This is a genomic window from Cytobacillus spongiae, from assembly GCF_021390075.1.
Genome location: NZ_CP089997.1, coordinates 2,879,421 through 2,905,305 on the forward strand (window position 1 = coordinate 2,879,421; position 25,885 = coordinate 2,905,305).

The 25,885-nt window shown below is 37.7% G+C and carries 27 protein-coding genes; 8 read left to right on the top strand and 19 right to left on the bottom strand.

Translation table 11 applies throughout. The features are described 5' to 3' along the window. Nucleotides 1-44 precede the first annotated feature (44 nt). Complete coding sequence (locus LS684_RS14625) at nucleotides 45-734, top strand: Crp/Fnr family transcriptional regulator (RefSeq protein WP_233807014.1); 690 nt, start codon at nucleotides 45-47, stop codon at nucleotides 732-734. A gap of 94 nt (nucleotides 735-828) precedes the next feature. Here LS684_RS14625 and LS684_RS14630 read toward each other — a convergent pair whose 3' ends face one another. Together LS684_RS14630 and LS684_RS14635 are read right to left on the bottom strand one after the other, a co-directional pair. After that, nucleotides 829-1,311 carry a DUF456 domain-containing protein gene (locus tag LS684_RS14630; RefSeq protein WP_233807015.1) on the bottom strand — a complete coding sequence of 161 codons (483 nt, stop codon included), beginning with the start codon at nucleotides 1,309-1,311 and terminating at the stop codon, nucleotides 829-831. Between the two features lie 141 nt (nucleotides 1,312-1,452). Beyond that, nucleotides 1,453-3,063, bottom strand: coding sequence for a Na/Pi cotransporter family protein (locus LS684_RS14635; RefSeq protein WP_432418827.1), 1,611 nt, complete (start codon nucleotides 3,061-3,063; stop codon nucleotides 1,453-1,455). Between the two features lie 322 nt (nucleotides 3,064-3,385). Between LS684_RS14635 and LS684_RS14640 the strand changes: the two genes are divergently transcribed. After that, entirely contained in the window at nucleotides 3,386-4,159 is a 774-nt protein-coding gene (locus LS684_RS14640) for a DUF1189 domain-containing protein (protein ID WP_233807017.1), read from the top strand. Nucleotides 4,160-4,220: 61 nt separating this feature from the next. On the opposite strand, the gene LS684_RS14645 is transcribed toward LS684_RS14640, so the two are convergent. Beyond that, complete coding sequence (locus LS684_RS14645; protein WP_233807019.1) at nucleotides 4,221-5,429, bottom strand: MFS transporter; 1,209 nt, start codon at nucleotides 5,427-5,429, stop codon at nucleotides 4,221-4,223. Nucleotides 5,430-5,517: 88 nt separating this feature from the next. Between LS684_RS14645 and LS684_RS14650 the strand changes: the two genes are divergently transcribed. Together LS684_RS14650 and ispG are read left to right on the top strand one after the other, a co-directional pair. Then, complete coding sequence (locus LS684_RS14650; RefSeq protein ID WP_233807021.1) at nucleotides 5,518-5,835, top strand: hypothetical protein; 318 nt, start codon at nucleotides 5,518-5,520, stop codon at nucleotides 5,833-5,835. A 158-nt stretch (nucleotides 5,836-5,993) separates the two neighbouring features. Next, a complete protein-coding gene (gene ispG / locus LS684_RS14655; protein WP_233811672.1) occupies nucleotides 5,994-7,076 on the top strand; it encodes a flavodoxin-dependent (E)-4-hydroxy-3-methylbut-2-enyl-diphosphate synthase in 1,083 nt (360 codons plus the stop codon). A 53-nt stretch (nucleotides 7,077-7,129) separates the two neighbouring features. Here ispG and LS684_RS14660 read toward each other — a convergent pair whose 3' ends face one another. After that, nucleotides 7,130-7,489 (bottom strand): hypothetical protein, encoded by a 360-nt coding sequence (locus LS684_RS14660; protein ID WP_233807023.1) that lies wholly within the window; start codon nucleotides 7,487-7,489, stop codon nucleotides 7,130-7,132. Between the two features lie 153 nt (nucleotides 7,490-7,642). On the opposite strand from LS684_RS14660, the gene LS684_RS14665 reads away from it, so the two are divergent. Next, a complete protein-coding gene (locus LS684_RS14665; RefSeq protein WP_233807025.1) occupies nucleotides 7,643-8,218 on the top strand; it encodes a 5' nucleotidase, NT5C type in 576 nt (191 codons plus the stop codon). Between the two features lie 326 nt (nucleotides 8,219-8,544). Here the strand turns inward: LS684_RS14665 and zur are convergent, their stop codons facing one another. From zur to LS684_RS14685, 4 genes are all read right to left on the bottom strand, one after another. Beyond that, nucleotides 8,545-8,955 carry a zinc uptake transcriptional repressor Zur gene (gene zur, locus LS684_RS14670; protein ID WP_233807027.1) on the bottom strand — a complete coding sequence of 137 codons (411 nt, stop codon included), beginning with the start codon at nucleotides 8,953-8,955 and terminating at the stop codon, nucleotides 8,545-8,547. Nucleotides 8,956-8,967: 12 nt separating this feature from the next. Beyond that, the gene (locus tag LS684_RS14675) at nucleotides 8,968-9,813 is read right to left on the bottom strand and encodes a metal ABC transporter permease (RefSeq protein WP_233807028.1); all 846 of its coding nucleotides are present in this window, start codon (nucleotides 9,811-9,813) and stop codon (nucleotides 8,968-8,970) included. Continuing rightward, the gene (locus LS684_RS14680) at nucleotides 9,813-10,586 is read right to left on the bottom strand and encodes a metal ABC transporter ATP-binding protein (RefSeq protein WP_233807029.1); all 774 of its coding nucleotides are present in this window, start codon (nucleotides 10,584-10,586) and stop codon (nucleotides 9,813-9,815) included. The genes LS684_RS14675 and LS684_RS14680 overlap by 1 nt, the downstream gene beginning before the upstream one ends. Nucleotides 10,587-10,766: 180 nt before the next feature. Then, nucleotides 10,767-11,648, bottom strand: coding sequence for a YitT family protein (locus LS684_RS14685; protein ID WP_233807030.1), 882 nt, complete (start codon nucleotides 11,646-11,648; stop codon nucleotides 10,767-10,769). A 181-nt stretch (nucleotides 11,649-11,829) separates the two neighbouring features. On the opposite strand from LS684_RS14685, the gene LS684_RS14690 reads away from it, so the two are divergent. Then, nucleotides 11,830-12,084, top strand: a complete 255-nt coding sequence (locus LS684_RS14690) for a DUF2624 domain-containing protein (protein WP_233807031.1) — start codon at nucleotides 11,830-11,832, stop codon at nucleotides 12,082-12,084. Nucleotides 12,085-12,206: 122 nt separating this feature from the next. Here the strand turns inward: LS684_RS14690 and LS684_RS14695 are convergent, their stop codons facing one another. Together LS684_RS14695 and LS684_RS14700 are read right to left on the bottom strand one after the other, a co-directional pair. Then, nucleotides 12,207-13,103: a deoxyribonuclease IV gene (locus LS684_RS14695; protein ID WP_233807032.1), complete on the bottom strand. Its 897-nt coding sequence runs from the start codon at nucleotides 13,101-13,103 to the stop codon at nucleotides 12,207-12,209. Between the two features lie 23 nt (nucleotides 13,104-13,126). Further along, entirely contained in the window at nucleotides 13,127-14,437 is a 1,311-nt protein-coding gene (locus tag LS684_RS14700) for a DEAD/DEAH box helicase (protein ID WP_233807033.1), read from the bottom strand. Between the two features lie 495 nt (nucleotides 14,438-14,932). Between LS684_RS14700 and LS684_RS14705 the strand changes: the two genes are divergently transcribed. Together LS684_RS14705 and LS684_RS14710 are read left to right on the top strand one after the other, a co-directional pair. Then, nucleotides 14,933-15,598: a YqfQ family protein gene (locus tag LS684_RS14705; protein WP_233807034.1), complete on the top strand. Its 666-nt coding sequence runs from the start codon at nucleotides 14,933-14,935 to the stop codon at nucleotides 15,596-15,598. A 255-nt stretch (nucleotides 15,599-15,853) separates the two neighbouring features. Then, entirely contained in the window at nucleotides 15,854-16,801 is a 948-nt protein-coding gene (locus tag LS684_RS14710; RefSeq protein WP_233807036.1) for a 4-hydroxy-3-methylbut-2-enyl diphosphate reductase, read from the top strand. 50 nt (nucleotides 16,802-16,851) lie between these two features. Here LS684_RS14710 and LS684_RS14715 read toward each other — a convergent pair whose 3' ends face one another. From LS684_RS14715 to LS684_RS14750, 9 genes are all read right to left on the bottom strand, one after another. Beyond that, on the bottom strand, nucleotides 16,852-17,967 hold the full coding sequence (locus LS684_RS14715; protein WP_233807038.1) for a Nif3-like dinuclear metal center hexameric protein: 1,116 nt from the start codon (nucleotides 17,965-17,967) through the stop codon (nucleotides 16,852-16,854). Then, a complete protein-coding gene (locus LS684_RS14720; protein ID WP_233807040.1) occupies nucleotides 17,964-18,671 on the bottom strand; it encodes a tRNA (adenine(22)-N(1))-methyltransferase in 708 nt (235 codons plus the stop codon). Before LS684_RS14720 ends, LS684_RS14715 begins: the two co-directional genes overlap by 4 nt. A 132-nt stretch (nucleotides 18,672-18,803) precedes the next feature. Continuing rightward, nucleotides 18,804-19,163 (bottom strand): cytochrome c550, encoded by a 360-nt coding sequence (cccA, locus tag LS684_RS14725; RefSeq protein WP_233807041.1) that lies wholly within the window; start codon nucleotides 19,161-19,163, stop codon nucleotides 18,804-18,806. Between the two features lie 448 nt (nucleotides 19,164-19,611). Further along, nucleotides 19,612-19,821: a group II intron maturase-specific domain-containing protein gene (locus LS684_RS24230; protein ID WP_349293064.1), complete on the bottom strand. Its 210-nt coding sequence runs from the start codon at nucleotides 19,819-19,821 to the stop codon at nucleotides 19,612-19,614. 566 nt (nucleotides 19,822-20,387) lie between these two features. After that, the gene (locus LS684_RS14730; protein ID WP_233807042.1) at nucleotides 20,388-21,527 is read right to left on the bottom strand and encodes an acyl-CoA dehydrogenase family protein; all 1,140 of its coding nucleotides are present in this window, start codon (nucleotides 21,525-21,527) and stop codon (nucleotides 20,388-20,390) included. 96 nt (nucleotides 21,528-21,623) lie between these two features. Continuing rightward, nucleotides 21,624-22,151 carry a hypothetical protein gene (locus tag LS684_RS14735; protein ID WP_233807043.1) on the bottom strand — a complete coding sequence of 176 codons (528 nt, stop codon included), beginning with the start codon at nucleotides 22,149-22,151 and terminating at the stop codon, nucleotides 21,624-21,626. A gap of 129 nt (nucleotides 22,152-22,280) precedes the next feature. After that, the gene (gene rpoD / locus LS684_RS14740) at nucleotides 22,281-23,405 is read right to left on the bottom strand and encodes an RNA polymerase sigma factor RpoD (protein WP_233807044.1); all 1,125 of its coding nucleotides are present in this window, start codon (nucleotides 23,403-23,405) and stop codon (nucleotides 22,281-22,283) included. 32 nt (nucleotides 23,406-23,437) lie between these two features. Then, the gene (dnaG, locus tag LS684_RS14745) at nucleotides 23,438-25,249 is read right to left on the bottom strand and encodes a DNA primase (RefSeq protein ID WP_233807045.1); all 1,812 of its coding nucleotides are present in this window, start codon (nucleotides 25,247-25,249) and stop codon (nucleotides 23,438-23,440) included. Between the two features lie 40 nt (nucleotides 25,250-25,289). After that, nucleotides 25,290-25,760, bottom strand: coding sequence for a YaiI/YqxD family protein (locus LS684_RS14750; protein WP_432418828.1), 471 nt, complete (start codon nucleotides 25,758-25,760; stop codon nucleotides 25,290-25,292). Between the last annotated feature and the right edge of the window lie 125 nt (nucleotides 25,761-25,885).

The following is a 25,885-nucleotide window of genomic DNA, read 5'->3' on the forward strand; positions in this document are numbered from 1 at the left end:
TATTAAATCAAAGAGAGAGCTAACTGGGAAAGGAAGTCATCCAAATGATGGAATTATCAATTTATAGCTTATTAATTCAGCATTTTATAGATAAGGAATCTGTTTATCGTTTTCCAAAGGGCGCTGTTCTTTTTCAAGAAAAAGATCCTGTTGACCATGTTTATTTATTGTTAAAGGGTAGTATATCTATTGGGAGACTGCATGAGAGAGGGAAGGAATTTGTCATCAAAATATTACATGGTGAAGAGCTTTTAACTGAATACCAAATCTTCGCTCCCACTCCAAGATATCATTTCTATTCGAAGTCATTAACTGATGTTGAAGTACTGATGATAAAAAGAGAGGATTTTGAGCACTTTATCATGCAAGATCAGATGACATTAAGTGCTCTTACTGCCTGGTTAAGCACCCGCTATTTAAAAGCTCAAATGAAATGCCAAGATTTAATGATGAATGGCAAAAAAGGTGGACTATATTCTATGCTTATTCGTCTATGCCACACGTATGGTATTCGAACGGATGCGGGGATTTTTATTGATTTTCCTATTACTCATCAAGAGCTTGCAGATTTAACCTATGGAACTAGAGAGGTTATTCAAAGATTATTAAAGGAGTTACGAGAGAAAGATGTCATTACCTATGAGCAGCAGAGAATTACGGTGAAAAATCTAAGCTATTTAAAAAGAGAAGTTGATTGCCAAAATTGCCCACTAGAAATATGTGGTCTTAATTAGCTGATTAAATAACAGATAGTAAAGATCTGATATTTCAATTTCTCAATGAAAAAATTAAAAAATCACGGAAGCAAACATTGGCTTCCGTGATTTTTTATAATACCATCCATAGAAAATAAGCAATCATAATAATTTGAATAATCCCTTTTGTAAAGACACTGCTGACAAATCCAACTACAGAACCTAATCCGATTTTCACTGCTTCGTTAATAGGCTTTTTGTGTACAACAATCTCAGCAATGATTGCACCTAGAAAAGGTCCTATGAGAATTCCTAGAACGGGAATAATAAACGGTCCTATGAGAATTCCAATGGTACTTCCCCATATCCCTGCTTTGGACCCTCCGTATTTCTTGACACCAATCATGTTTGCAACATAATCTGCGCCAAATAAGAGGAGGACGAATAACCCTTGAATAAGCCAAAATAGCCAATTAAATGGTTCAAAAGAAAATAAAACACCGTATAAAATAAAACCTGCAAAAATAAACAGTACACTTGGAATAATTGGGAAAACCAATCCAACAAATGCTACTACGAAAAGCAAAACAATTAGCGTCCAAAATAAATAGGTCATTTGACCACATCCTTTTTATACAAAATTCTAAAACACTTTGTGTATAAATGACAGTTGTTGCCTTCCCCCATTTAAAAAGTTTACACATGGATGCGAAAGTTCTAAAAAAGCAAGAGCATTCGCTCCTGCTTCATTTTAGCATTATTTTTCTTCACCTAATACGGCTTCGGCAATATTTACTGCATGATCACCAATACGTTCTAGGTTGCTTATAATATCTACGAATACGATTCCAGCTTGTCCTGTACATGCTCCTTCGTTTAGACGAAGAATGTGTTGCTTACGAAGCTGTCTTTCCATTTTATCAATTTTTTCTTCTTTTTCTACAACTGTTTTTGCTGCTTCTTTATCCCCTTGATCTAATGCTTGTAGGGCTTCTTGAACAGTTGAAATTGTTAGCTTAAACATAACATCTAGGTCTTCCATAGCTGTATTCGTCATTTTTACCTTATTAGCAATTTGATATTCAGCTAACTCTACGATGTTTTCAAAATGATCTCCGATTCGCTCAATGTCACGAACGGTATCCATTAAAGTAGTATGTTCTTCAGATTCGTGCTCGGATAATGAGCTTGTCGCTAGATCCACAAGATAATCCGTTATTTTTCGATCAAGGTTATTAATTGCTTCTTCTAATTGGCAAGCTGCTTCTGAATGCTTTTGTGATTTTGTATCTAAGAATTGTTTCGTTTCCTCTAATCCACGGACAGCAAATTGGCCCATTCGTAGAACTTCTTCTTTTGCTTGTCCTAAAGCAATTGAAGGGGATTGCTCAATAAATATTGGGTCTAGATGCTTTGACTTATATTCAACAATCGCATCTTCTCCCGGAATTAGCTTTGTTACAATAATAGCCAATAGACCGACAAATGGTAATTGAATCAGCGTATTTGTACTGTTAAAAATCCCATGAGCAAAGGCAATGGTCATTTCAGGATTTAATGACAGTGCATCTTGAATCGTATGAATCAATGCCGTAAAAGGCTTTAATAATATTAAGAATAGCGTCGTTCCAATCAAGTTGAATAATACATGGGTAGCTGCTGCACGTCTCGCTGCAACCGATGCTCCAATTGCAGCTAAAACAGCTGTAATTGTCGTCCCAATATTATCACCAAACAATACTGGCAGTGCAGCTTCTAAATTAATTAAGTCCTCTGCGTGTAAACCTTGAAGAATTCCAATTGTTGCGCTTGAACTTTGTACAATAACAGTAAATAATGTTCCAACAACTACACCTAGAATTGGGTTTGAGCTCATGTTTACAGTTAATTCATGGAATGCTTCTAAGCTTCTTAATGGCTTCATTCCGCCACTCATTAATTCAAGTCCGTAGAATAAAGCACCAAATCCAAATACAATTTGGCCTAGATTGTGTATCTTTTTATTTTTAAAGAAGAATAATAAAATTGCTCCAGCTGCAATAATCGGAAGTGCATATTCACCAATATCAATCCCGATGATAAAAGCAGTTACCGTTGTTCCGATATTTGCCCCCATTATTACTCCAATTGCTTGGCGGAGAGTCATAAACCCAGCACTTACTAGCCCTACTGTAATTACAGTGGTTGCTGAGCTACTTTGAATGAGTATGGTTACGATAATTCCGGCAAGGACCCCCATTATCGGATTCGTCGTAAACCGATCCAAGATATCTCTCAGCTTATCTCCAGCTGATTTTTGGAGGCCATCACCCATTGTTTTAATACCATATAAGAAAATCCCAAGGCCACCCAAAAATTCGAACAACATTTGTTGAACATTTAGTTCCACTACATTTCAACCCCTAATAAGAATATTCGACAATAACTTGCAAACCCCATACAATTATTAATAAAAACAGATATAAAGTAAAGAACTAATTTACGAAATTTACATTACCTTAACATTTCTCCGCTTTGTTACAATTGTGTTACAAAATAATCATCTCATTATGCTTCTTTTTTCCATTTACATGTAAATAATAGTTGCTTTATTTTAGCTTTCGAAAAATAGCTTTATTTATTTTCACTTAACTTGTACAACTCTTTATGGAAAGATACAATAGAATGGAATCTTTCTAAGGGTGGTTAACATGAACATTTTTAAACAATTAGTAACAAGCATCTATTCCCCTAAGGATATTGCTAAATTTCGTTTTCAGGGCATTGGAAAAACCATTCTCTTTGTGTTTTTCTTGACACTGATTAGCATTATTCCAACTGCTTATTATTTTAGTTCTGCTATATCAAATGGAATAGAAGCTACAAAAATAAGTATTGAAGATGAAATTCCGGAGTTTGAAGTAAAAGATGGTGAATTATTTTCTGATCAAAATACACCGATTACCATTAAAAAAGATGGGTTTACCATTCTTTTCGATTCTACAGGTACAGTTGAAAAAACAGATCTTGAAAATACCGATAATGCCATCGCCCTATTAAAAAATCATTTCTTATTAATAGCAGCTGGAGATATTCAAGAATTTCCATATACAATGTTCACGAATATGACGATTTCTAAAGCTGATCTTGAAAGCTTCGTTGATACAGTGGATTCACTGGTGTTTATCATTATCAGCATTTTTATTCTCGTGACGTATATCTTTACATCTGGGATTAAATTTATTGAAGTGTCTGTATTAGCTGCATTAGGCTTACTAGTGAAAAATATGGTCGGAAGAAACCTAGCTTATCGCCAGCTTTGGCGTATGGCTGCTTATAGTGTGACATTACCAACACTCTTCTTTACGATAATGGGGCTATTAAAGACGAATGTGCCTAGTGGGTTTTTACTAAACTGGTTTGTTGGATTAACGATTCTTTACTTAGCTGTTAAAGAAGTACCTGCTCCGAAGAAAAAGGACTAATTAGTTAAGACTGCAGACCACCTGCAGTCTTTTCTTATGAATAAAATGGAATATTCCCGCACTATGCAAGCTTCATCAAATGTTGTTTTTGGAAGGATATCGATAGTACTAAATAGAAGAAGCTACAAGCTAGGATAATCGTACAATAAATAAACATGCGAGCTGGGTCATTCATCCATACACCGAAAACAATGGGACCGATTGCTACTCCTAAAAACCGAATGGCACCATAGAGACTAACCACAAAGCCTCTTTCCCCATCATCAACTGATGACGTAATTACCGTATTTATAGATGGCAATAGAAAGCCTAACCCCCCAAATGCAAGAGTTAAAAAGAACAAAAGGCAGGAAAAGAAGTTAATGAAAATAAGAGCAAAAAAAGATACGAGCATCAGGCCATACCCAAGGAAAAAAAGCTGCTTCATAAGCTTTGCATCTTTGTGAATTCTTTTGCCAGTCCAATAAGATGTGCTTGTCAAAGCACCTAAAGGAAATATGAAAGCCGTTCCTTTAAAAAAACCATCAATATGATATGTGTCTTCAATTAGGAAGGATAAAAAATACAGGACGCCAAATAACAAAAATAGCCCTACTCCCCCAACCACATATAACGGGATGAGCAATTTTCTTTTCTTGATAAATACGAGCGAAAGTTTCAGGCTGTACTCTCTAAATGACATGGTAGCTGCTTCGCTTGAGGCAGATGAAATATGCCTTCTAATGCCGAGGTAAGAAAGGGTTGCAATAATTGGCAAAATAAAGAAAGCAAAATACCAATTCCAAATGGCAGAAGCGGCACCAAGTATCGGGGCAAGTACTTTCCCTATTCCATTATATACCTCCAAAACACCTAATACTCTACTACGATCGTTTACAAATATATCACCTACTAGTGCCATTGCAAGCGGTGTTGTTCCCCCTGCCCCAATACCTTGAACGATTCTTCCAGCTAAAAGCCAATGAAAGCGATAGGACTGACCGCCCAATAAACTACTTAAACCACAAATAATACTGCCTACTATGACTAAAACCAATGAAATAAGAATCAGTTTTTTTCTCCCAAACCGATCAGAGAGAAAGCCAATCAGAGGGATTACAATTGCAGCTGGAATACTGAACATGCTTAATACAAGTCCTGTCTCAACATTGGTTAGTTCAAGATCCCGTTCGATCTCTGGCAATAGTGGAATGAGCATCGAATTACCTAAGACCATCACAAACGGTAACAATCCAATAAAAAAAATAACTTGGCTGTGATTATTCTTCATTTTTTCACCTAACTATTTTGAAATTCTGTTCTAAATATTACTGGACAAGCATATACCTCTGTTATCACTCCTTGAGGAGGTATGTCCAATGAAGCAATTAGCAGGAATCCTATTATCCGTTCTTTTAGTCTATGTCATTTATTATGACTTAAATCATGGAACACTCCCCGCAGTTAAGGAGCAAAAAATAGAAGCAAAGGAACAAGTTGGACTTGATTATTTTTCGAAAGAAGTAGAGCCAGGGGAAACCGTTTTATCTATTGTTGAAAAGAATCTAAACAGGCCTATACCTGTTTCAATTGCTGATGTGGTAAAGGAATTTAAAAAGCTTAATGGTGGAATGAAGCCTGAACATATACAAACTGGTGAAACGTATAAGTTTCCTAATTACCGTGAAAAAGAATAGGAAGGAAACAGTTAGTTTCTTGTCAATTTTAGCAGTTCATTGATACAATAAAGAAGCATTCTAAATCCCTGTTCATACGAGTAGGTTAAACAGGGCCATTGAAAAAAGGATGGTTATCCAATTCCATTGATTAAAGGAGCGTAACACCATTGAGTGAAATTATACATCGTACAAAAACCCGACAAGTAAAAGTAGGAGACTTAACCATTGGCGGTAGCAATGAATTAGTCATTCAAAGTATGACAACAACGAAAACTCATGATGTGGAAGCAACTGTTGCTGAGATTAAAAGACTTGAGGATGCTGGATGCCAAGTGGTTCGTGTTGCTTGTCCTGACGAACGAGCAGCTAATGCCATTTCTGAGATTAAGAAGCGCATTAATATTCCTCTTGTAGTAGATATTCATTTTGATTATAAGCTTGCCCTAAAAGCCATTGAAGGCGGCGCTGATAAAATCCGCATCAATCCAGGTAACATTGGGAAGCGAGAAAAAGTAGAAGCCGTTGTTAAAGCTGCTAAAGAACGTGGGATTCCTATTCGTATTGGTGTGAATGCCGGTTCATTAGAAAAGCGGATTCTTGAGAAATACGGTTATCCAACTGCTGATGGCATGGTCGAAAGTGCCCTTCATCATATCAAAATTTTAGAAGACCTCGATTTTCATGACATCATCGTTTCAATGAAGGCTTCAGATGTAAATCTTGCCATCGAAGCATATGAAAAAGCTGCAATGGCATTCGATTATCCATTACATTTAGGAATTACTGAATCTGGTACACTTTTTGCTGGAACGGTCAAAAGTGCAGCAGGACTTGGTGCGATCTTAAGCAAAGGGATTGGAAATACGCTTCGCATCTCTTTAAGCGCTGATCCAGTTGAAGAAGTAAAGGTGGCAAGAGAGCTACTGAAATCATTTGGATTATCTTCAAATGCGGCCACATTGATTTCATGTCCTACATGCGGCCGAATTGAAATTGACCTTATTAGCATTGCAAATGAAGTTGAAGAGTATATCCAACAAATTAAAGCACCGATTAAAGTAGCTGTACTCGGTTGTGCGGTAAATGGTCCAGGAGAAGCTCGTGAAGCAGATATCGGAATTGCCGGTGCACGCGGAGAAGGTCTGTTGTTCCGTAAAGGGCAAATTGTTCGAAAAGTTCCCGAAGAAACAATGGTTGAAGAATTAAAAAAAGAAATTGATGTTATTGCTGCAGAGTATTTGGCAAAACAAGAAAAATAAAATGAAGCAGGCTTGGCAAATTAGCCAAGCCTGTTTCTCATTACTGCAGTGGTTTAAAAGAACGGTAAAATAAAGATTCCAACCACGATGGATACCGCTCCGATTCCAATTGCCCATGCTCCAAGAGTATTGGACCCTCTTCTATGTGCTAAGAAGCCGAGAACAATCCCTGCTGCCCCAAACAAAACAGGTAAGACAAACAAGGATAGAATGGACAATGCAAGTGCAGCAAATCCCATTCCTCTCCCTGCAGTTGCTGTTTCACGTTCATCCTCAATCACTGCTCGGCGATTATAGGACATTGGTGCAGCAATTTCTGCTGAGGTTTCTTCTACATAATCTGCAGTTCTCGATTCGTTATCCTCAAGGTAACGAAGATCAACTTTTTCGTTGGTCCGTTCTTGATCTGCCATATTGAATCCCTCGCTTTCATTTATGGAGCAATCTTATTTTTTGTCGAATGAAGCTCAATTATGATTGTCAATGTTTTCATCTGTTTGTTTCCCATCCCTTCCTCTATTCTGATAAAATAAATATGAATATTTCAAACGAAGAGGGGCCATAACATGAAGAAACGATTTGGAATTGATATAGATGGAACGGTCACGTGCCCATCCTCCATGATTCCCTATTTAAATGATTCATTTAACTTAAATATAACGCTTGATGACATTAAACAGTATGATTTAACACCGTTAGTACAAATCTCAACCAAAGAATTTTCCAATTGGTTTCAGCAAATGGAGCCAACAATTTATTCAAAATCTCCCCTAGCAGAAGGCGCGAAAAAGGTATTAAAGGAATGGAAAAATAACCATGAGCTATATTTTATTAGTGCTCGTGGAAATCACTTATTAAACTTAACGAAAGAGTGGTTTAAGAACCAAGAACTAACCTTTGATCACATTGAATTAATCGGAACACATGACAAAATTGCTGCTGCTCAAAAATATAATGTTGATATTTTCTTTGAAGATAAGCATGATAACGCAGTTTCCATACACGAGGAATGTCAAATTCCAGTCCTTCTTTTTAACACCCCATATAACCAAGACCCGATTCCAAAAGGAGTCATCCGTGTTAACAATTGGCAGGAAGCACGAATCTGGGTAAATAATTGGATAAACGATGAATTAAAATAGGAGCATTTCCGAATAAAAACGTAGGGCTATGCACTGGAGCTGGATGTCGAAGTGCTTATCAACAATTGATAAATTTTGTACCTTCTTAAGCATTAACTAATGGCACTAAAGCCTTTAGTTAAAATCGTAAATGATTACTTCCCTGAGGGGTTGATTTGGAAAATTTATATGACTTGTGATTAGCCACTTACGTCTTTTCCGCAAGTTGTCATGGAGCGTGATTGACGTTTTTAGACGCGAAAGGCATCGAGGAGCTTTCCTCGATGCCTTCCTTTTTTGGATATACTCAGAAAACGACCTACAGAAGTTTTCAATATAATTCTTTCTTAAACACATTCGGGACATCGTCCATAAATTTCAAATTTATGGCCAGAAATATCATAACCTTTTAAATTTTCTTCTAGCTTATTCATGGGGCATGTTTCTATTTCTTTTGTTTTTCCACAATCTAAACAAATAAAATGATGGTGGTGGTGATCATGTGCACACGTAAAACGAAAATGCTTTTCACCCGACAGCTCTGTCATTTCAAAAATACCCAACTCAACAAATAAGGAAAGATTACGATAAATGGTATCAAAGCTAAGACCTGGATAACTATCCTTCAAATAATCTAACACATCTTTAGCAGTAAGATACTTATTACGATCAGCAAAAAATTGGAGCATCTCTTCTCGTTTTCCAGTATATTTATATCCTCTTTCTTTCAATAGCTGCAGTGCTTCATCCACTTTCATATCGATCCCCCCCTATTTGGTAGCTTTTTCAATTGTAAACCGTTTTGCTAAGATTGCAATGATTAACAGAAGTACCGAAAGAACAACAATTGTACCTCCTGGCGCCAAATCCATGTAATAGGATAAAGTCAATCCCCCTAATACGGCTGTTTCACCAAATAAAATTGAATAAAAAATGGTTTGTTTAAACCCTCTTGCTATTCGAATACTTGCTGCTACTGGTAATGTCATTAACGAGGATACAAGTAAGATCCCGACAATTCTCATAGATGCTGCAATTACAAGGGCAACCATCACAATGAAAATGAAATGAACACTCTTAGCAGCAATCCCTGAAGCCTTTGCATGCTCTTCATCAAACGATAATAAGAATAGCTCTTTATAAAAAAGAATAATGATGGCAAAAACAAGTATACTAATAAATACAACAATCCATAAGTCTGATTTGCTTACAGCACTGACACTTCCAAACAAGTAACTAAATAGATCAGTATTAAACCCATCAGCAAGGGATATAAAGATAACCCCTAGTCCAATACCTCCAGATAGGATAATCGGAATCGCCAATTCTTGGTAATGCTTGTAAACTCCTCTTAGCTTTTCAATAAACAGCGAGCCTGTAACAGAGAAAGCCATTCCCATATAGACTGGATTTATACCACTAAAAGCCATTACTTTCTTTTCCAACAACAAACTGGCTGCAATCCCTGCTAATGTTACATGACTAAGAGCATCAGCAATTAAGGACATTCTTCTTACAACAATAAATACCCCAAGTAGCGGAGCAATAACCCCAATAATCATTCCAGTAATAAATGCATTTTGTAAAAATTCGTATTCTAAAATGGCTGATATCATCAATGGCTTCCTCCATGATGGGCATGATTATGTGTTAGGACATGTACATCATGGCCATAAAAATCAGAGAGCTCATTTAATTTTAGCTCTTCAAACTCATGGGTATTTCCATGAAAATGCAAATGCTTATTTAAACAAGCAACATGGGTCACTTTATCCGTAATCGTCCCAATATCATGGGTTACTAACAACAGTGTAATTCCTAGCTTTTTATTCAAATCATCCAGCATTTGATAGAAGGATTGAACATTTTGCGCATCCACTCCAACTGTCGGTTCGTCGAGAATAAGAAGCTCCGGTTCACTTACTAGCGCCCTTGCGATGAACACTCTTTGCTGTTGACCTCCTGATAGTTCCCCAATATTACGATTCTTAAAATCAGATAACCCTACAGAATCTAGTGCCTTCTGAATCTGTAGATGATCGCTTTTCTTTAAAAAACGAAACATCCCGATTTTCTTAGTAAGTCCACTTGAAACCACTTCATAAACCGTTGCGGGAAAACCAGTATTGAATGAGTTAGCTTTTTGGGAAACAAACCCAATTTTGTGCCAATCCTTAAATTTATTATGTTCTTCTCCAAAAATGGAAATCTCACCTTGCTGTATCTTTAACAGCCCTAATAAGAGTTTCATCAAAGTAGATTTACCTGATCCATTTGGACCTACTATGCCTACAAAAGCACCTTTCGGAACCGATAAGTTAATGCTCTCTAATACATAATCCTTTTCATAGCGAAAGGATAAATTTTTTATTTCAATAATTTGATTCATTGTTATCACCTTTATAAGAATCATTCCGATTTGACAAATTGTAGTATAACGTATTTAGGCAAGAAACACAACAGAAGCAGCATAATTGGAGAATATAGCTACTGAATAGTAGTAGGTGCTTCGTGACCTTTCACAAAAATAAGACTGTAGAGTGCATTGTTCTTCTACAGTCTCAACCATTTAATGAATAGCTGATTTAAAGCGAGCACCTTTCGTTTCTTGTGTATTCATGATGGTAAGAAACGCATTAGGATCAATATCATGGACAATCGCTTTAAGCTTGGTGACTTCTAGGCGAGTGACAACTACGTAAATAACATCTTTATCATTGTCTGTGTAGCCGCCCTTGCCTTTAAGCTTAGTCGTCCCACGTCCTAGGCGACTAAGAATGGCATCTGATACTTCTTCATACAAGTCAGAAACAATGATGACTGCCTTTGTTTCATCCAGTCCCTGGATAACTGTATCAATCGTTTTAAAAGCAATATAATAGGCCATCACTGAATACATGGCTTGTTCTGGTCCAAAGACAAACGCCGCCCAAGCAAAAATAAATATGTTAATAAACATGACAAATTCTCCAACAGAGAACGGCAGCTTCTTAGTCAATAGAATACCAAGAATTTCAGTTCCATCTAATGATCCTCCATGGCGTATGACTAACCCAACCCCAAGACCTAGTACTAATCCGCCAAACACGGTAGCTAAGATTGGTTGGTTAGTGAAAGGGGCAAAGTGATGAAGTCCACTCTCAATGAATGCAAGGCAAATGACTGCAAATAGTGAGGAAATCATAAAGGTTTTTCCAATGTGCTTATACCCGGAATACATAAACGGAAGGTTTAATAGAACAACTAACGTTCCAAAATTAATAATAGGAACATGATCTGAGAATAAGTAATCTAAAATAAGTGAAACACCGATAATTCCACCATCAATAATATTATTAGGTATTAAGAACAATTCAATTGATAAAGCTGCTAATCCTGCTCCAATAATAATCCAGAAAAAGCGATAGATCAGATGAAGAGGATTTTCCTTTTTATGTTCTTTTTTTATCATTATATTCTCCTTCCCTATTAAAGGGTTCTCTGTTAATCCATTTTTGACTCTTTCGATTTCATAGATTTGATTATTACTAGTTTATGAAAACAAAGAGGGAACAAGACTATTCAATTGTGAGTATCGTTTTAGTCACATTCCCCATACATTCTTCATAAGCTTACAAAGGGGAGTGATGACAATGAAAATTTTCGAAAACATTATTAACCATAAAATTAGTACCATTACGGCGGATGAATTAATGAAATATGCTAAACAGTTTCAAATATCCATTAATCCAGAAGAGGCAAAACAAATCGCTAAATACTTAAAAGGTAAACAAATTAACATATTTAACGATTCAGAAAGAGCAAAAGTGATTAAAGAAATTGCGAAGGTTGCAGGCCCAAGCACTGCGAAGGAAGTAAACCGCTTGTTCATTCAATTTACAATGTAAAAGCAAGTTGTACAATTTCATTTCTATATATTTTGCCAAGGGGGGGATAGCGAGCCTCAACTTTTCCCCCTTAGCAGCTTTCACGTATTACGATAACTAGTCTAGATCAACGTAAAGTGAGATTATTCAGCAGCCATTACATCATCAAGAAGATTGTCATTGAATTCTTGCTTACGCAGCATTTCAATTTCAAGCTTATAAGGAGCTTTGTTGTTATTCTTGTCTTCCCCAACATATGGAGTTTCCAAGATTTTCGGAACTTGCATGAGCTGCGGGTGATGGACAATATAATTAATTGCCTGAAACCCAATATGGCCGAAACCAATATTCTCATGTCGGTCTTTTCTCATTCCACGCTCATTTTTGCTGTCATTAATGTGTAGCACCTTTAAACGATCAATTCCAACAATCTTATCGAAGTTCTCAATCACAGCATCGAAATCATTCACAATATCGTATCCAGCGTCATGGATATGACATGTATCAAAACAGACAGAAAGCTTATCATTATAGTGGACTCCATCCATAATCATCGCAAGCTCTTCAAATGATTTTCCGCATTCTGAGCCTTTACCTGCCATTGTTTCAAGTGCAATTTGGACCTTTTCCTGTCCAGTAAGCACCTCATTTAGTCCTTCTACAATCTTCTTAATGCCTTCTTCTGTACCTGCACCAACGTGAGCACCTGGATGAAGAACGATTTGCTTTGCTCCAATTGCTTCCGTGCGTTCAATTTCAGACCTCAGGAAGTTTACTCCTAATTCAAATGTAGATGGATTTTGTGTATTTCCAATATTAATAATATATGGAGCGTGAACAACAATCTCGCTAATCCCATGTTCCTCCATATGCTTTCTGCCTGCTTCAATGTTTAGATCTTCGATTTTCTTTCTTCTTGTGTTTTGAGGAGCACCCGTATATACCATGAACGTATTAGCTCCATATGATACAGCTTCCTCACTTGAAGCAAGCAGCATCTTTTTTCCACTCATCGAAACGTGAGAGCCAATTTTTAACATATCATTTCCTCCCCCTAAGCTGTTTATTTTTTCTTCAATCTTCTTTGGCGCTTCTTAATTTGTTCCATTTCGTATTTCATTTTCTTTTTATATCCAGGTTTTACCTTATTTGGTTTACGAACGAGTGACTTCGCTTTTTCATCTACTTCATCTGTTTGCTTTTGGCGTTTCTTTCGCTTATTTCGGTCTCCGATTTCCACAAATTCTTGATTTTTCAAATCAACATGCTTAAATTCGATCCCCATTTTCTCTAGTCGGTTTAATGCATCTTCATCTGAAGGATCATAGATATTTAAAGCTATTCCCGAATAGCCCGCTCTTGCCGTTCTACCAACACGGTGAACATAAAAGTCAAGATCTGCTGGGAACTCATAGTTAATTACATGACTAATTCCTTGAATATCAATTCCTCTTGCAGCAAGGTCTGTTGCGACAATGTATTGAAATTCTAAATCCCTAATTTGTTTCATCATTTTTCTACGTTCTCTTGGTCCAAGATCTCCGTGAATACGTCCAACCTTCAATCCTTTTTCCATCAGGGCATCTGCCACTTGATCAGCCATCTTCTTCGTATTTGTGAATACAATAGCTAAATACGGATTAAAGATAGATAATGCTTTATATACAAGCTCTGTTTTATTTCGATGACGAGATGGCATTAAATAATGCTCAATTTTTGCTGCCGTTAATTGCTTAGGTTCTACATGTACGTATTTAGGATTTTCCATATACTTTTTAAGGAAGGGTTTAAGCTTCTCAGGGATTGTGGCAGAGAATACAAGCATTTGCAGATTCTCAGGCATCTTACTTGCAAATTGATCAATTTCTTCAATAAAACCCATATCCAGCATCAAGTCTGCTTCATCGATGACAAGCATATTCGCCTTATGAACAAATAAAGCCTGTTCCTTTACTAAGTCATTGATTCTTCCAGCTGTACCGACAACCACCTGTGGTTGCTTCTTTAATTTTTCAATTGTCCGTTGTTTATCTGTTCCACCAATATAGCAACGGGCGACAATCTGTTCTTCTTCTGGTAAATATTGAGTCACCTTTAAGATTTCTTGATAAATTTGGTTGGCTAGTTCACGAGTAGGCGCAGCAATAACAGCTTGTACTTCTTCACGAGATGTATCGATCTTTTGGAGAATCGGTAAAATGTATGAATGTGTTTTACCTGTTCCTGTCTGTGACTGACCGATGGCGCTTTCGCCTTTGAGTACAGGTGGAATGAGTCTTTCCTGAATTTCAGTTGGCTCATAAAATCCTAGCTCTTCAATTGCTTTCATAATAAACGGTTTAAATTCATAACGTTCAAATTTCTTGTTATTCATAGATTATTGCTCCTTATTAAAAGGCATTACCCTTTTTATTCTCATTTAGTATCCTCTAACATTTCATATATTCGTCCGTGATTCTAAAATATTTATAAAAGATCGTTATCGTAATTCATTGTTGTTTTTGAATCATGGGCAGTTTTCCGCTCTAATCGGCTAGACTTCGTATGAAGAAGGTCATCTTACTTGGTATAAAACAACAACCTTCCAGAAAATAGCCTAAGCTTTCAAAATGAAGAGGTTTTTAGGTAAAAAAATAGGCAAAGGTCGAGTTGTTCCTTACTCTCCCTTCAAGCACTCCACATATCTACTTTTCATTTTTTTATATCCATCCTGTAATTATAATAAAAAAAATACAAATTCGCCAATCATCCTTCAATTTTCTCTTTTCATTCTCTATTTAGAGCATCCTTATTTTTTCTAGCCTAAACCAAATGCCATTTAGTTGCATACCCTATTACTAGAAAACATGTATTGAAAGGAGGCATACAGATGCCACCAAGACCACAAATTCCTCTTAGAGGAGGTGTGCCTACTCGGATGATGCCCCCCATTCAACCCCGAGGAGGCGGGTTCGGACCGATGATGCCTGGAAGAAGTAGCTTTGGGCCGTTAATGCAAAATAATGCAGGTATGGGGCAAATGATGGGCGCTGCTGGGCAGCAAAAAGGGTTAGGCGGATTATTATCTAAAATTCTAGGAAGAGGTTCTCAAGGTGCTGCAGGCGCACAAGGTAGCCTACAAGGAATTGCTCCCTCTGCAAGGGCTTTAGGAGGTGCTGGTGCTGCTGCTTCGAATAGTGGTGGAATTCTTCAATCCCTAACAAACCCCTCTTCTATAAATGGTTTTTTAACAAACACTCAAAAGGTTCTTAGCACAGCACAGCAGTTTGGGCCAATGGTACAGCAATACGGACCCATCGTAAAAAATATACCTAGCATGTGGAAAATGTATCGCAGCTTGAAAAATTTACCTGACGCAGCGGATGATGAGGAAGAATCTAGCTCTGAGAGCACCCCAGTAGAGTCTGCAGAAAACAACAAACCCGCTGCAAAAAAAGGGATTCAACAGAGAAGAAAAAAGACGGAGGATTCAGCTTTAGTTACTCCGAAACCATCCCCTTCTAAAGGTCAATCCCTTCCTAAGCTGTATGTTTAATACTGAATTGATTGTTTAAGCATTCATCTGTAGACAAACTCAAAGCATTTTACAGTTAGCCTGTAGTCATTTTCATTCTTTATCCATTTTCAAATTCTATTGAGACCCTTTTTTCATGTTAACTTATTGTGAATCAATCCTCCACCTCCCCTAAATGTTCGTTCCTAAAAACATATCGATTTTGTAATTTCTTTTTATGTCCTATATAATAAAGTCATAGTTTTAGAGCATTTTGGCTCTTTGGAGGGACCCATAATGAAAGTAATTAAAATATCTCCTCGTGGCTATTGCTACGGTGTTGTAGATGCAATGGTAATCGCAAGGAATGCTGCATTAGATAAATCACTTCCGAGACCTATCTATATCCTTGGAATGATTGTTCATAATAAACATGTAACAGATGCTTTTGAAGAAGAAGGGATTATTACGCTAGACGGTAGTAACCGCAAAGAAATCTTAGATCAGGTTGAGAAAGGGACTGTGATTTTCACGGCTCACGGAATTTCTCCTGAAGTGCGCCAATTAGCTAAAGAAAAAGGACTTGTCACCCTTGATGCCACTTGTCCTGATGTAACAAAAACGCACGAGCTCATCAAACAAAAAGAAGCTGAAGGCTATGAGGTCGTCTACATTGGCAAAAAAGGGCATCCTGAGCCAGAAGGAGCAATGGGTGTTGCACCCCATATCGTCCATCTTGTTTCAGCTGAAGAGGATGTGGACTCCTTATCGTTAACAAGTGATAAGATTATCATTACAAACCAGACAACGATGAGCCAATGGGATGTCGCTCACATTATGGAGAAGGTACAAGAAAAATATCCCCATGCTGAGATCCATAAAGAGATTTGTTTAGCAACACAAGTTAGACAAGAAGCAGTTGCTGAACAAGCAGGGGAAGCAGATGTCCTAATCGTAGTTGGAGATCCGATGAGTAATAACTCCAATCGACTAGCACAAGTTTCCCAAGAAATTGCAGGTACAAAAGCGTATCGAATTGGCGATATCTCAGAGCTTGATATTGATTGGATTAAAGATGCAGAAACAGTTGCGGTTACAGCTGGAGCCTCTACCCCAACTCCGATTACGAAAGAGGTTATCGCATTTATTGAACAATTTAACCCTGAAGATGAAACAACTTGGACGAGAGAGAAGAAGGTTCCACTTCATAAAATTCTACCTAAAGTCAAAACAGCCCAAAAATAAAACTCGCCTTTTGGCGAGTTTTTGTTATACATCATATAATCCGCTCGTACTTACAAAAATTGAAAGGGATCTGTATTCAGTGTAGATGGAAAAACTGTAACCTCGTAGCCTTTTTCTTCACACATCTTGGTTAGCAGTTCCGCTACCCCTTTTTTCATTACTTTTTCTATATGATGTCCTGGGTCAACGATATTTAATCCCATCATCAGGGCATCATGAGCAACATGGAAGTACATATCACCTGTGACATACACATCTGCCCCTTTGAATTTCGCTGAAGAGATGTATTTATTCCCATCCCCTCCAAGTACCGCAACTTTTTTCACCTTGTCTGATAGATTACCGACTACGCGAACACCTTTAACATCAAGTGATTTCTTTACATGATCTGCAAATTCCTCTAGTGTCATTTCATCAATGTCACCAATACGACCTAAACCAAGAGCTTCGCCTTTATTCTCTAATGGATACACGTCATATGCTACTTCTTCGTATGGATGGTGCTTAAACATAGCTGTTAAGATCTTCTTCTCTAAGTGAGCTGGAAAAATGGTTTCAATTCTTGTTTCTTCTACTTGCTCCAGCTTGCCGCGCTCTCCAATATACGGATTTGAACCATTTCCCGGAATAAACTCGCCCATTCCATCAGAAGAATAGCTGCAGTGACTGTAATTTCCAATGGCACCAGCTCCAGCGTTCCCAATTGCTGCTTTTAATTGATCTGCATTTTCCCTTGGGACGAATACGACTAGCTTCTTTAACCTTGTTTCAAATGTAGGGACGAGTACCTCAACATTTTTAAGCTGTAATGATTCAGCAAGTAAATCATTGACGCCTCCCTTTGCTACATCAAGATTGGTGTGAGCTGCATATACAGCGATATCATGCTTAATCAGCTTTTCAATTATGCGACCAGAGGACGTATCCGTTGTGATTTTTTGAAGTGGACGAAAGATTGGTGGATGGTGGGCAATAATCAGTTGAACATCCTTCTCAATTGCTTCATCCACTACTTCCTCCAACACATCGAGCGTTACTAACACATTTGAGATCGGTTGGTTGAGCTTGCCGATTTGAAGTCCAATTTTGTCCCCTTCCATTGCATATATCTTAGGCGAGAACGATTCAAATAGTTGAATTACTTCATGACCATTGACCTTCTTCATCTAAGTACCTCCTCAACAAGCTGTATTTTATGCAAAATCTCTTGACGTTTTTCTTCATTTTCTTGAGAGCTAGCTGCTCTCTCCAACTGACTCAGTATTCGTTGCCAATTTTTTATCTCACTCGTCCATTTTTGTTGAAATACCTCTGATTTTTGCTTCATTAAAAAAGGTCCAACTAAGAGCTCTGTCTCTATATTAGCCGTATATGGGGCTTCTGGATCGCCCTTTTCAGCCACTAGAACCTCATAAATTTTCCCATCTTCAATCATAATGGCTTCGTCTATTAACTGCCAACGGTTATCTCGTAACCATAGACGAGTGGAGATGGCACTAATATTAGGCTGAAGAACTAATCGTTTAACTCCAGTAAGCTTTTCCTTCCCATCTTCAAGAATCGTAGAAATGAGCCCACCACCCATTCCAGCAACCGTAATACAGTCCACCTCCCCTGCTTCTATTACCGCTAAACCATTGCCTTTACGAACTGAAATTCGATCTGACAATCCTTCTTGTTCCACCTGCTTTAACGCGGATTGATAGGGTCCTTCAACGACCTCACCTGCAATCGCGGATGGAACGTTCCCTTTTTGCACAACATGGCAAGGCAAATAAGCATGATCGGAACCTATATCAGCTAATCGAGAGCCATCAGGTATATATTGAGCAACGGTATGTAATCGTTTTGAAAGTTTTTCTGTGTTCAATTTCTTCACCACTTTTATAGTTTGTCTACGTACTATCTAATGTATCATTTATGAAAGGATAACGAAAGACTTCCCACTTGAAGACGTAAAAAGGCCCTTTACGTCATGTAAAGGACCTTAATTGAAATGATATTATTTTAGACCAGCTAACCATTCTGCCATAGCATCTTCATGGCCTGCAGCTAAACCTGGAGGCATAGTGCCTTTACCGTTTACAAGAATATCTTTAATTTCGTCTTGTGATAGACGGTCGCCAATTCCAGTAAGAGCTGGACCTACACCACCTTGATATTGATCACCATGACATCCAATACAGCTTGTAGCATAGATGTCTTCAGGATTATTTGAAGCGGTTTCTTCAGTCTTTTCGCCACCCTCTTTTTCAGCAGCTAGCTCGTCCATGTCGCCTAACCCTTTAAAAGAAAGTAAGAACATTGCCCCAATTCCAATAACCATAATTAGCACAAACGGAATAATCGGATTACGATTCATACTTATACCCTCCCTTATGTAAGAAACTTTCAGTAATTATTAGTACAAACAATTATTATTTTACTTGAAAAACGTTGGAAGGAAAAGTCCTAAAGTAAACTTTGTCACATGAAGTTCGGAAAATAGACAAAACTCCACCAAAATTTATCGTAGACAATAGAAAGTGCGTTGCTCTTCTCACTTCTTTTTGTCATATTTTTGTTAGAAAAAAGAAAATATCCACTCCAATCAGCGGGCATACGTAAATCATTAACTTAACCATTCAATGATTAATCGAGTAGAGGGAAAAAAGATGATTATTTTCGCCCCTCTCACAAAACCGTACGTACGGTTCACGTATAAGGTGTTTCAAATTATATAACAGTGTGCACTTTTAGAAAATGTTCTAAAACAGATGGAACCCCCCTCTGCTTTAGTCTTTTGTTTGAGATGGCTCTTTGGACAACTTTTAATAATCCTTTATACCGATAACCTTTTCGACATCTATTACTTTTTTCATGTTTCCTATCCTGAAGTAGTTTACCCACCCGAATATGACTTGTTTCAGTTTCAATATCAACAGTCTAGTGGGACACCCCAGTTTCGCTTTGTCAGTTTTCAGAGCTTCTCTACAAAGTACGCACATCTTTTCGAACTTTGACTTGTCTTGGAGCCTCATCCCTTTATAAAGCCTTAGTATCAGATTTCTGTTCGTCGAGCCAAGATTTTATTCCTCGCTTCCTCCAGCCCTTATCTTACAATAAGTACCTTGCGCTTCCTTAGTGGTAGGCTGATGTGTACCCACACAGTGGACTTTCACCACCTAGATAGTTGCCATGCCTGGTACACAAGAAAATAGACTGTAGAGTTGTCTACAGTCTGACTTCCCCATTAGGGTGGGGGAGTTTTAATTTCATTTCTTTTTGATCGTCTCTGTTAAATTTTGTTGTTGATTTTCTCTACAGCCACTCACTTTCTATAGGCGAACCTGGACGCTCCCCGTTGCTATCGCTGATGTCACTGAAAACGTCCTTAAAGGATTGCTTTATTCCTATGGACGATTGATTTCCTCTTCCGGATGCTTCGCCTTTCAGCAGGGCGTGCCGTGAGCTTCCTCTGCATTGCCTATGAGGTCTCACTTGTTACGCTATTTCCGCAGAAGTCTCCCACCTTTCGATACAACCAACTTGCTGTAAATAAGCAACTCTAAGGTATAACACCCCTATTTGACATAAGAATTCTTAGTTAACAGCCTATTTGTCTAGCTATCACTGTTCGCTGAATCTCAGATGTACCTTCCCCAATTTCCGTTAGCTTGGCATCACGCATATAACGCTCTACATGATATTCTTTCATGTAACCGTACCCGCCATGAATTTGGACAGCTTGATCACAAACTTGCATACTTATTTCAGAGGCATAGAGTTTACACATTGCTGCTTCTTTAGTAAAAGATTTTCCTTGATCCTTTAACCATGCGGCTTTGTAAACCATATTTCGAGCTAGCTCAATTTTCATGGCCATATCTGCTAGTTTAAATTGAATAGCTTGGAACTTTGATAGAGGACTTCCGAATTGCTGGCGCTCTTTTGCATACTGAAGAGCTCGATCATAAGCAGCCTGCGCAATCCCAACTGCCATTGCGCCAATACCAATTCTCCCACCGTCAAGTGTTATCAGAAATTGCTTAAATCCCTCTCCTTTTTTACCGAGCAAGTGCTCAGTCGGAACGCGTACGTCTTCTAACACAAGCTCTGTCGTATTCGATGCGTGCAGACCCATTTTTTCATAGTTATCAATAACCGTAAATCCCTTCGCATGGGTTGGTACAATGATTGCACTTATTTCTTTTTTACCTTGGTTCTCACCAGTAATTGCTGTTAATGCTAAATGTTTCGCATAGCTTGCATTAGTAATATAGCACTTGTTTCCATTAATAATATATTCTCCATCTTTCTCAATTGCTGTGGTTCTCGTGCCACCTGCATCTGAGCCAGCGTTCGGTTCCGTTAGACCGAAAGCACCAAATGATTCCCCCGTACAAATCGGTACAAGATACTTTTGCTTTTGCTCTTCTGTCCCAAATAAATGCAGAGGTGCTCCGCCTAATGAAATATGAGCAGAATACGTAATTCCAGTTGAAGCACATGCACGGCTTAACTCCTCTGTTACGATGGCAAAGCTAATTGTATCCGCCCCTGCCCCGCCGTATTCCTCTGAAAAAGGGAGTCCCATCATACCCATATCAGCAAGCTTAAGAAATATTTCTTTTGGAAATTCCTTCGTCTTATCTCTTTCAAGCGCCCCTGGTTCTACTTCTTCATTTGCAAATTCACGAATCGTTTTAAGGATCATTTCTTGTTCTTGCGTCAAATTAAAATTCATACCCCATCCCCCTTAGTAATGAATACGCTTTCAATTACTATTATAAGAGGAGATGCTTAATTTTCTCAACATTTAAAAATTTTAAAAAATATTTTATTATATGAAAATAGAGATAATTAATAAGCCTATTCCAAGATAGCCTGAAATAGAAAAATACAGCAGCTTCAGCTTATAGCCTGAAAACAGCCAAAGGAAACAATTTAATACTAAGATTAAATATAGGACACTCAACTGATTTGGAAAGGATGCCGATGTGAACTCAACGGACGCAAGCAACAATGTTAATGCGGCTACAACCAGTGGGATTTGGTATGAAAAACCTTTTTTAAAAAAATAATATGTAGCAAAAATGACGAAGACAACTAAAAAAATGACAAGAGCAATTTGCAAAACGTAAGACAATTCAGTAAAATAAATGACAAACATAGCAAGCGGAATGATGAGTAAGAACAAAAGGGGCATAACAGAGAACTTCTTGTTCTTATTGTTAATGATTGTTTCCTTTTGCCGGTTCCCTTCTGTATATAGCGATAGTAAAAAATTACAATAATGCTCTGGAAGCATCCGGTTTTCCTTCCAATATTCAATTTCTTTCAAAATAATTTGTTTACGAAGATCATTCATTACACGGCACTTCCTAATTAAGAATATGAATAGGTTCTACTAGCTATAAAAAAAATAGTTCACTTCTATTGTAAGAAGTAAACTATTTCCTGGCAATTCTTTTCTATTGTAACAGCAGAACTTTAAGCCTTATTCTAGGAAGTCTTTAAGGCGCTTGCTTCGACTTGGATGTCTTAGCTTACGCAATGCTTTCGCTTCAATTTGTCGGATACGTTCCCGTGTTACACCGAAGACTTTCCCTACTTCTTCGAGGGTACGCGTGCGGCCGTCATCTAATCCGAAACGAAGTCTTAAAACATTCTCTTCACGATCTGTTAACGTATCTAAAACATCTTCAAGTTGTTCTTTAAGTAATTCATATGCTGCATGCTCTGAAGGAGATGTCGCGTCCTGGTCCTCGATAAAGTCTCCAAGATGTGAATCATCTTCTTCTCCAATTGGCGTTTCCAAACTTACAGGCTCTTGGGCAATCTTTAAGATTTCTCGAACCTTATCTGGAGTTAGATCCATATCTTCTCCAATTTCTTCAGGAGTTGGTTCACGTCCTAAGTCCTGAAGTAACTGACGTTGAACACGGATTAATTTATTTATGGTTTCTACCATATGAACCGGTATACGAATGGTTCTTGCTTGGTCAGCAATTGCTCTCGTAATGGCTTGGCGTATCCACCATGTTGCATACGTACTAAATTTGTACCCTTTACGGTAATCAAATTTCTCAACTGCTTTAATTAATCCCATGTTTCCTTCTTGAATCAAGTCTAAAAATAGCATTCCACGACCAACATAGCGTTTTGCGATACTAACCACTAGTCGTAGGTTAGCTTCTGCTAAGCGTCGCTTTGCTTCTTCATCGCCTTCTTCAATCCTTTTAGCTAAATTAATTTCTTCTTCAGCTGATAGAAGGTCTACTCGACCAATTTCTTTAAGATACATACGAACAGGATCGTTAATTTTAACACCTGGAGGTACACTTAAATCGTTTAGATCAAATTCATCTTCATTCTTTTGTAATTGTTTAATATTTGGGTCTGCATCGTCAGAATCTCCAACTAACTCAACCCCTTGATCACCTAAGAATTCGTAAAACTCATCCATCTGATCTGAATCTAACTCAAAGCTTGAAAGCTTCTCCGCGATATCATCATAGGCAAGGACTCCGGTTTTTTTACCCAGTTCCGTTAACTGGTCTTTTACTAGTTCAACGGTCAATTCTGTATCAACCTCTTTTGAACGGGCCGACTTTTCAGCCATATGTCCCCCTCCTTCCAAAAATCAAAGACAGTCTATAGTAATTTCTGCAATTGTATGATTTCCATAGCAATTGCTGCTGCTCTTGAATAATCCTTTTGACTCTCTGCTTCTTTTCGTTCTGCCTCTTTTTCTTTTATTTTTAACAGTTTTTGATAATTCAACACCTGTTTAATATAATCATTTAACTCCTGCTCACTAATTTCATCGTTAATTGACATCATGCCGATGTCTGCAACAATTCTTTTTAGCTTGTCATCCTGGAGGAAATTTAAAAAGGCACTTGAATCAGAGGCTTCACCTTTCTCATAAAAACCTAATAAATAAGTCATAATCGCTTGATGTTCATCTATATTAAAGGAATTTCCTTGAAGCAGCACTTGAACTTTGTAAGCTACCTCACTATCTCTTAGCATATGAGCAATTAATCTTCTTTCAGCAGTAAAATACGCAGGTTTAAGCTTATCATTCTGTTGAGGGATAAATAATTGCTTTCTTCCAGAGTTCGCTTGTTGTCCCTGGTTGTTTCTCTTTTCTTGATAATAGACTTGTTTTTGTTGTTGCTTTAAAGCCTCTAGCGATAAAGAAAATTCATTAGCTAACTGCCTTAAATAGTGATCTCGCTCAACCGCCTTTTCTAAGCGGCTAATTTCTTTAAGTATCTCTTCTATATAAAGGAGTCTATCTCCTTCATTTTGAAGATTTTTCCCTCTTCTATGATAAAAGATCTTGAAGGACATAAATGTTTGACTTGCCCCTATTACATCATTCTGGAATTTCTCTCCCCCAGATTGCTTAATGTAGTCATCAGGGTCTAATCCGTCAGGAAGAAGCGCAATTCTTACATGACTTCCTGCTTCTGTGAGCATAGTCGCAGCTCGATAGGCAGCGTCGATCCCTGCACTATCGGAATCATAACAAATGGTTACGGATTCAACATTTCGCCTAAGCACCGCAACATGCTCTTCTGTTAATGAGGTTCCCATTGTGGCAAGCCCGTTTTCTACGCCTGCTCTGTCAGCTGCAATTACATCTGCGAACCCTTCAAAAAGAACCGCTTGCTGATGTTTGCGTATGCTTGGTCTTGCTAAATGAAAATTGTATAGAATTTTACTTTTATTGAAGATGGGTGTTTCTGGACTATTTAAATATTTTGGCTGTTCCTCCCCAAGCGACCTTCCTGAAAATGCTATCGTTTTTCCATTTCGATCAAATATAGGAAAGATGATGCGATTACGGAAACGATCAAAAAATGCACCATCATGTTCCCGCTTAATGATTAGACCAGCTTTCTCCATATAATTTGGATCAAATTTTCGCTTGGTTAAAAATTTGCAAACAAAATCCCATGAATTTAACGCATACCCTATTTGGAATTTTTGGATGGACTCCATCGTAAATCCTCTATCTAATAAATACTCTAGGGCATGCTGACCATCCTTTGTATTCACAAGCAAATGATGATAAAATTTCCTTAATAGATCATGAGCCTCCATCATTTGTTGAAGGTCTTTTGAAACAGACTTTTCTTTAGCAATGCTTGTGGCTTCGATCTCTAGGTCAATATTGGCTTTTTCCGCCAACTTTAACGCAGCTTCTACAAATGAATAGCCTTCTAGCTCCATTAAAAAGGAAAATGCATTTCCACCAGCTCCACAGCCGAAGCAATGGTATATTTGCTTATCAGGTGATACAGAGAATGACGGTGTGTTTTCGCCATGGAAGGGACATAGACCAAAGTAATTTCGCCCCTGCTTTTTCAGTTGTACATAATCACTTACAACGTCAACAATATCAACAGATTGGCGAATATCATTAATTTTTTCTTCGGATATTCTCTCTGCCATGAGCACATCTCCATCTGTACATTGAGATATTCTAGTTCATTTAATATTTTCCTGCAAAATTCGACAAAATCTTCGTCAATTGATTCACAAACCTATCTCGATCCTGAGAGCTATAAGGTTTGGGACCTTTTCCATATTTCCCTTGCCTTCTAGCTTTTGCTGATAAATACCGCATATCTAGAGCCGTTTGTATGTCCTTCTCATCATATAAAATACCCTTGGGAGATAGAACATAAACTTGCTTAGGCAGAAGGGTAGAAGCAAGGCCAATATCTTGTGTTACAACGACATCGTCCTTTCGAACATGATTCATAATATAAAGGTCTGCTGCTTCACGACTCGAGTCAACAAATTTCCATGTTGCTTCTGTTAGTTCATTCATCATATGTGCATAAGAAGCAACCATCATAATTTCTGTTGAAAACCGTCTGCCGATTTCGACAATTTCCTGTTTAACTGGACAGGAGTCGGCATCAACTACAATTCTTTGATTCCCTATTGTACTACTTATTCTACATCACTCCGCATATTCCTTCTTCATAGAAATAACTTTTATATTCAGAATCTTGTCGAATTTTTTCTACTTGGGTTTCTTGACTTCTGACAATAAATAGTTTATTCGTTAAAGCCTTAGTC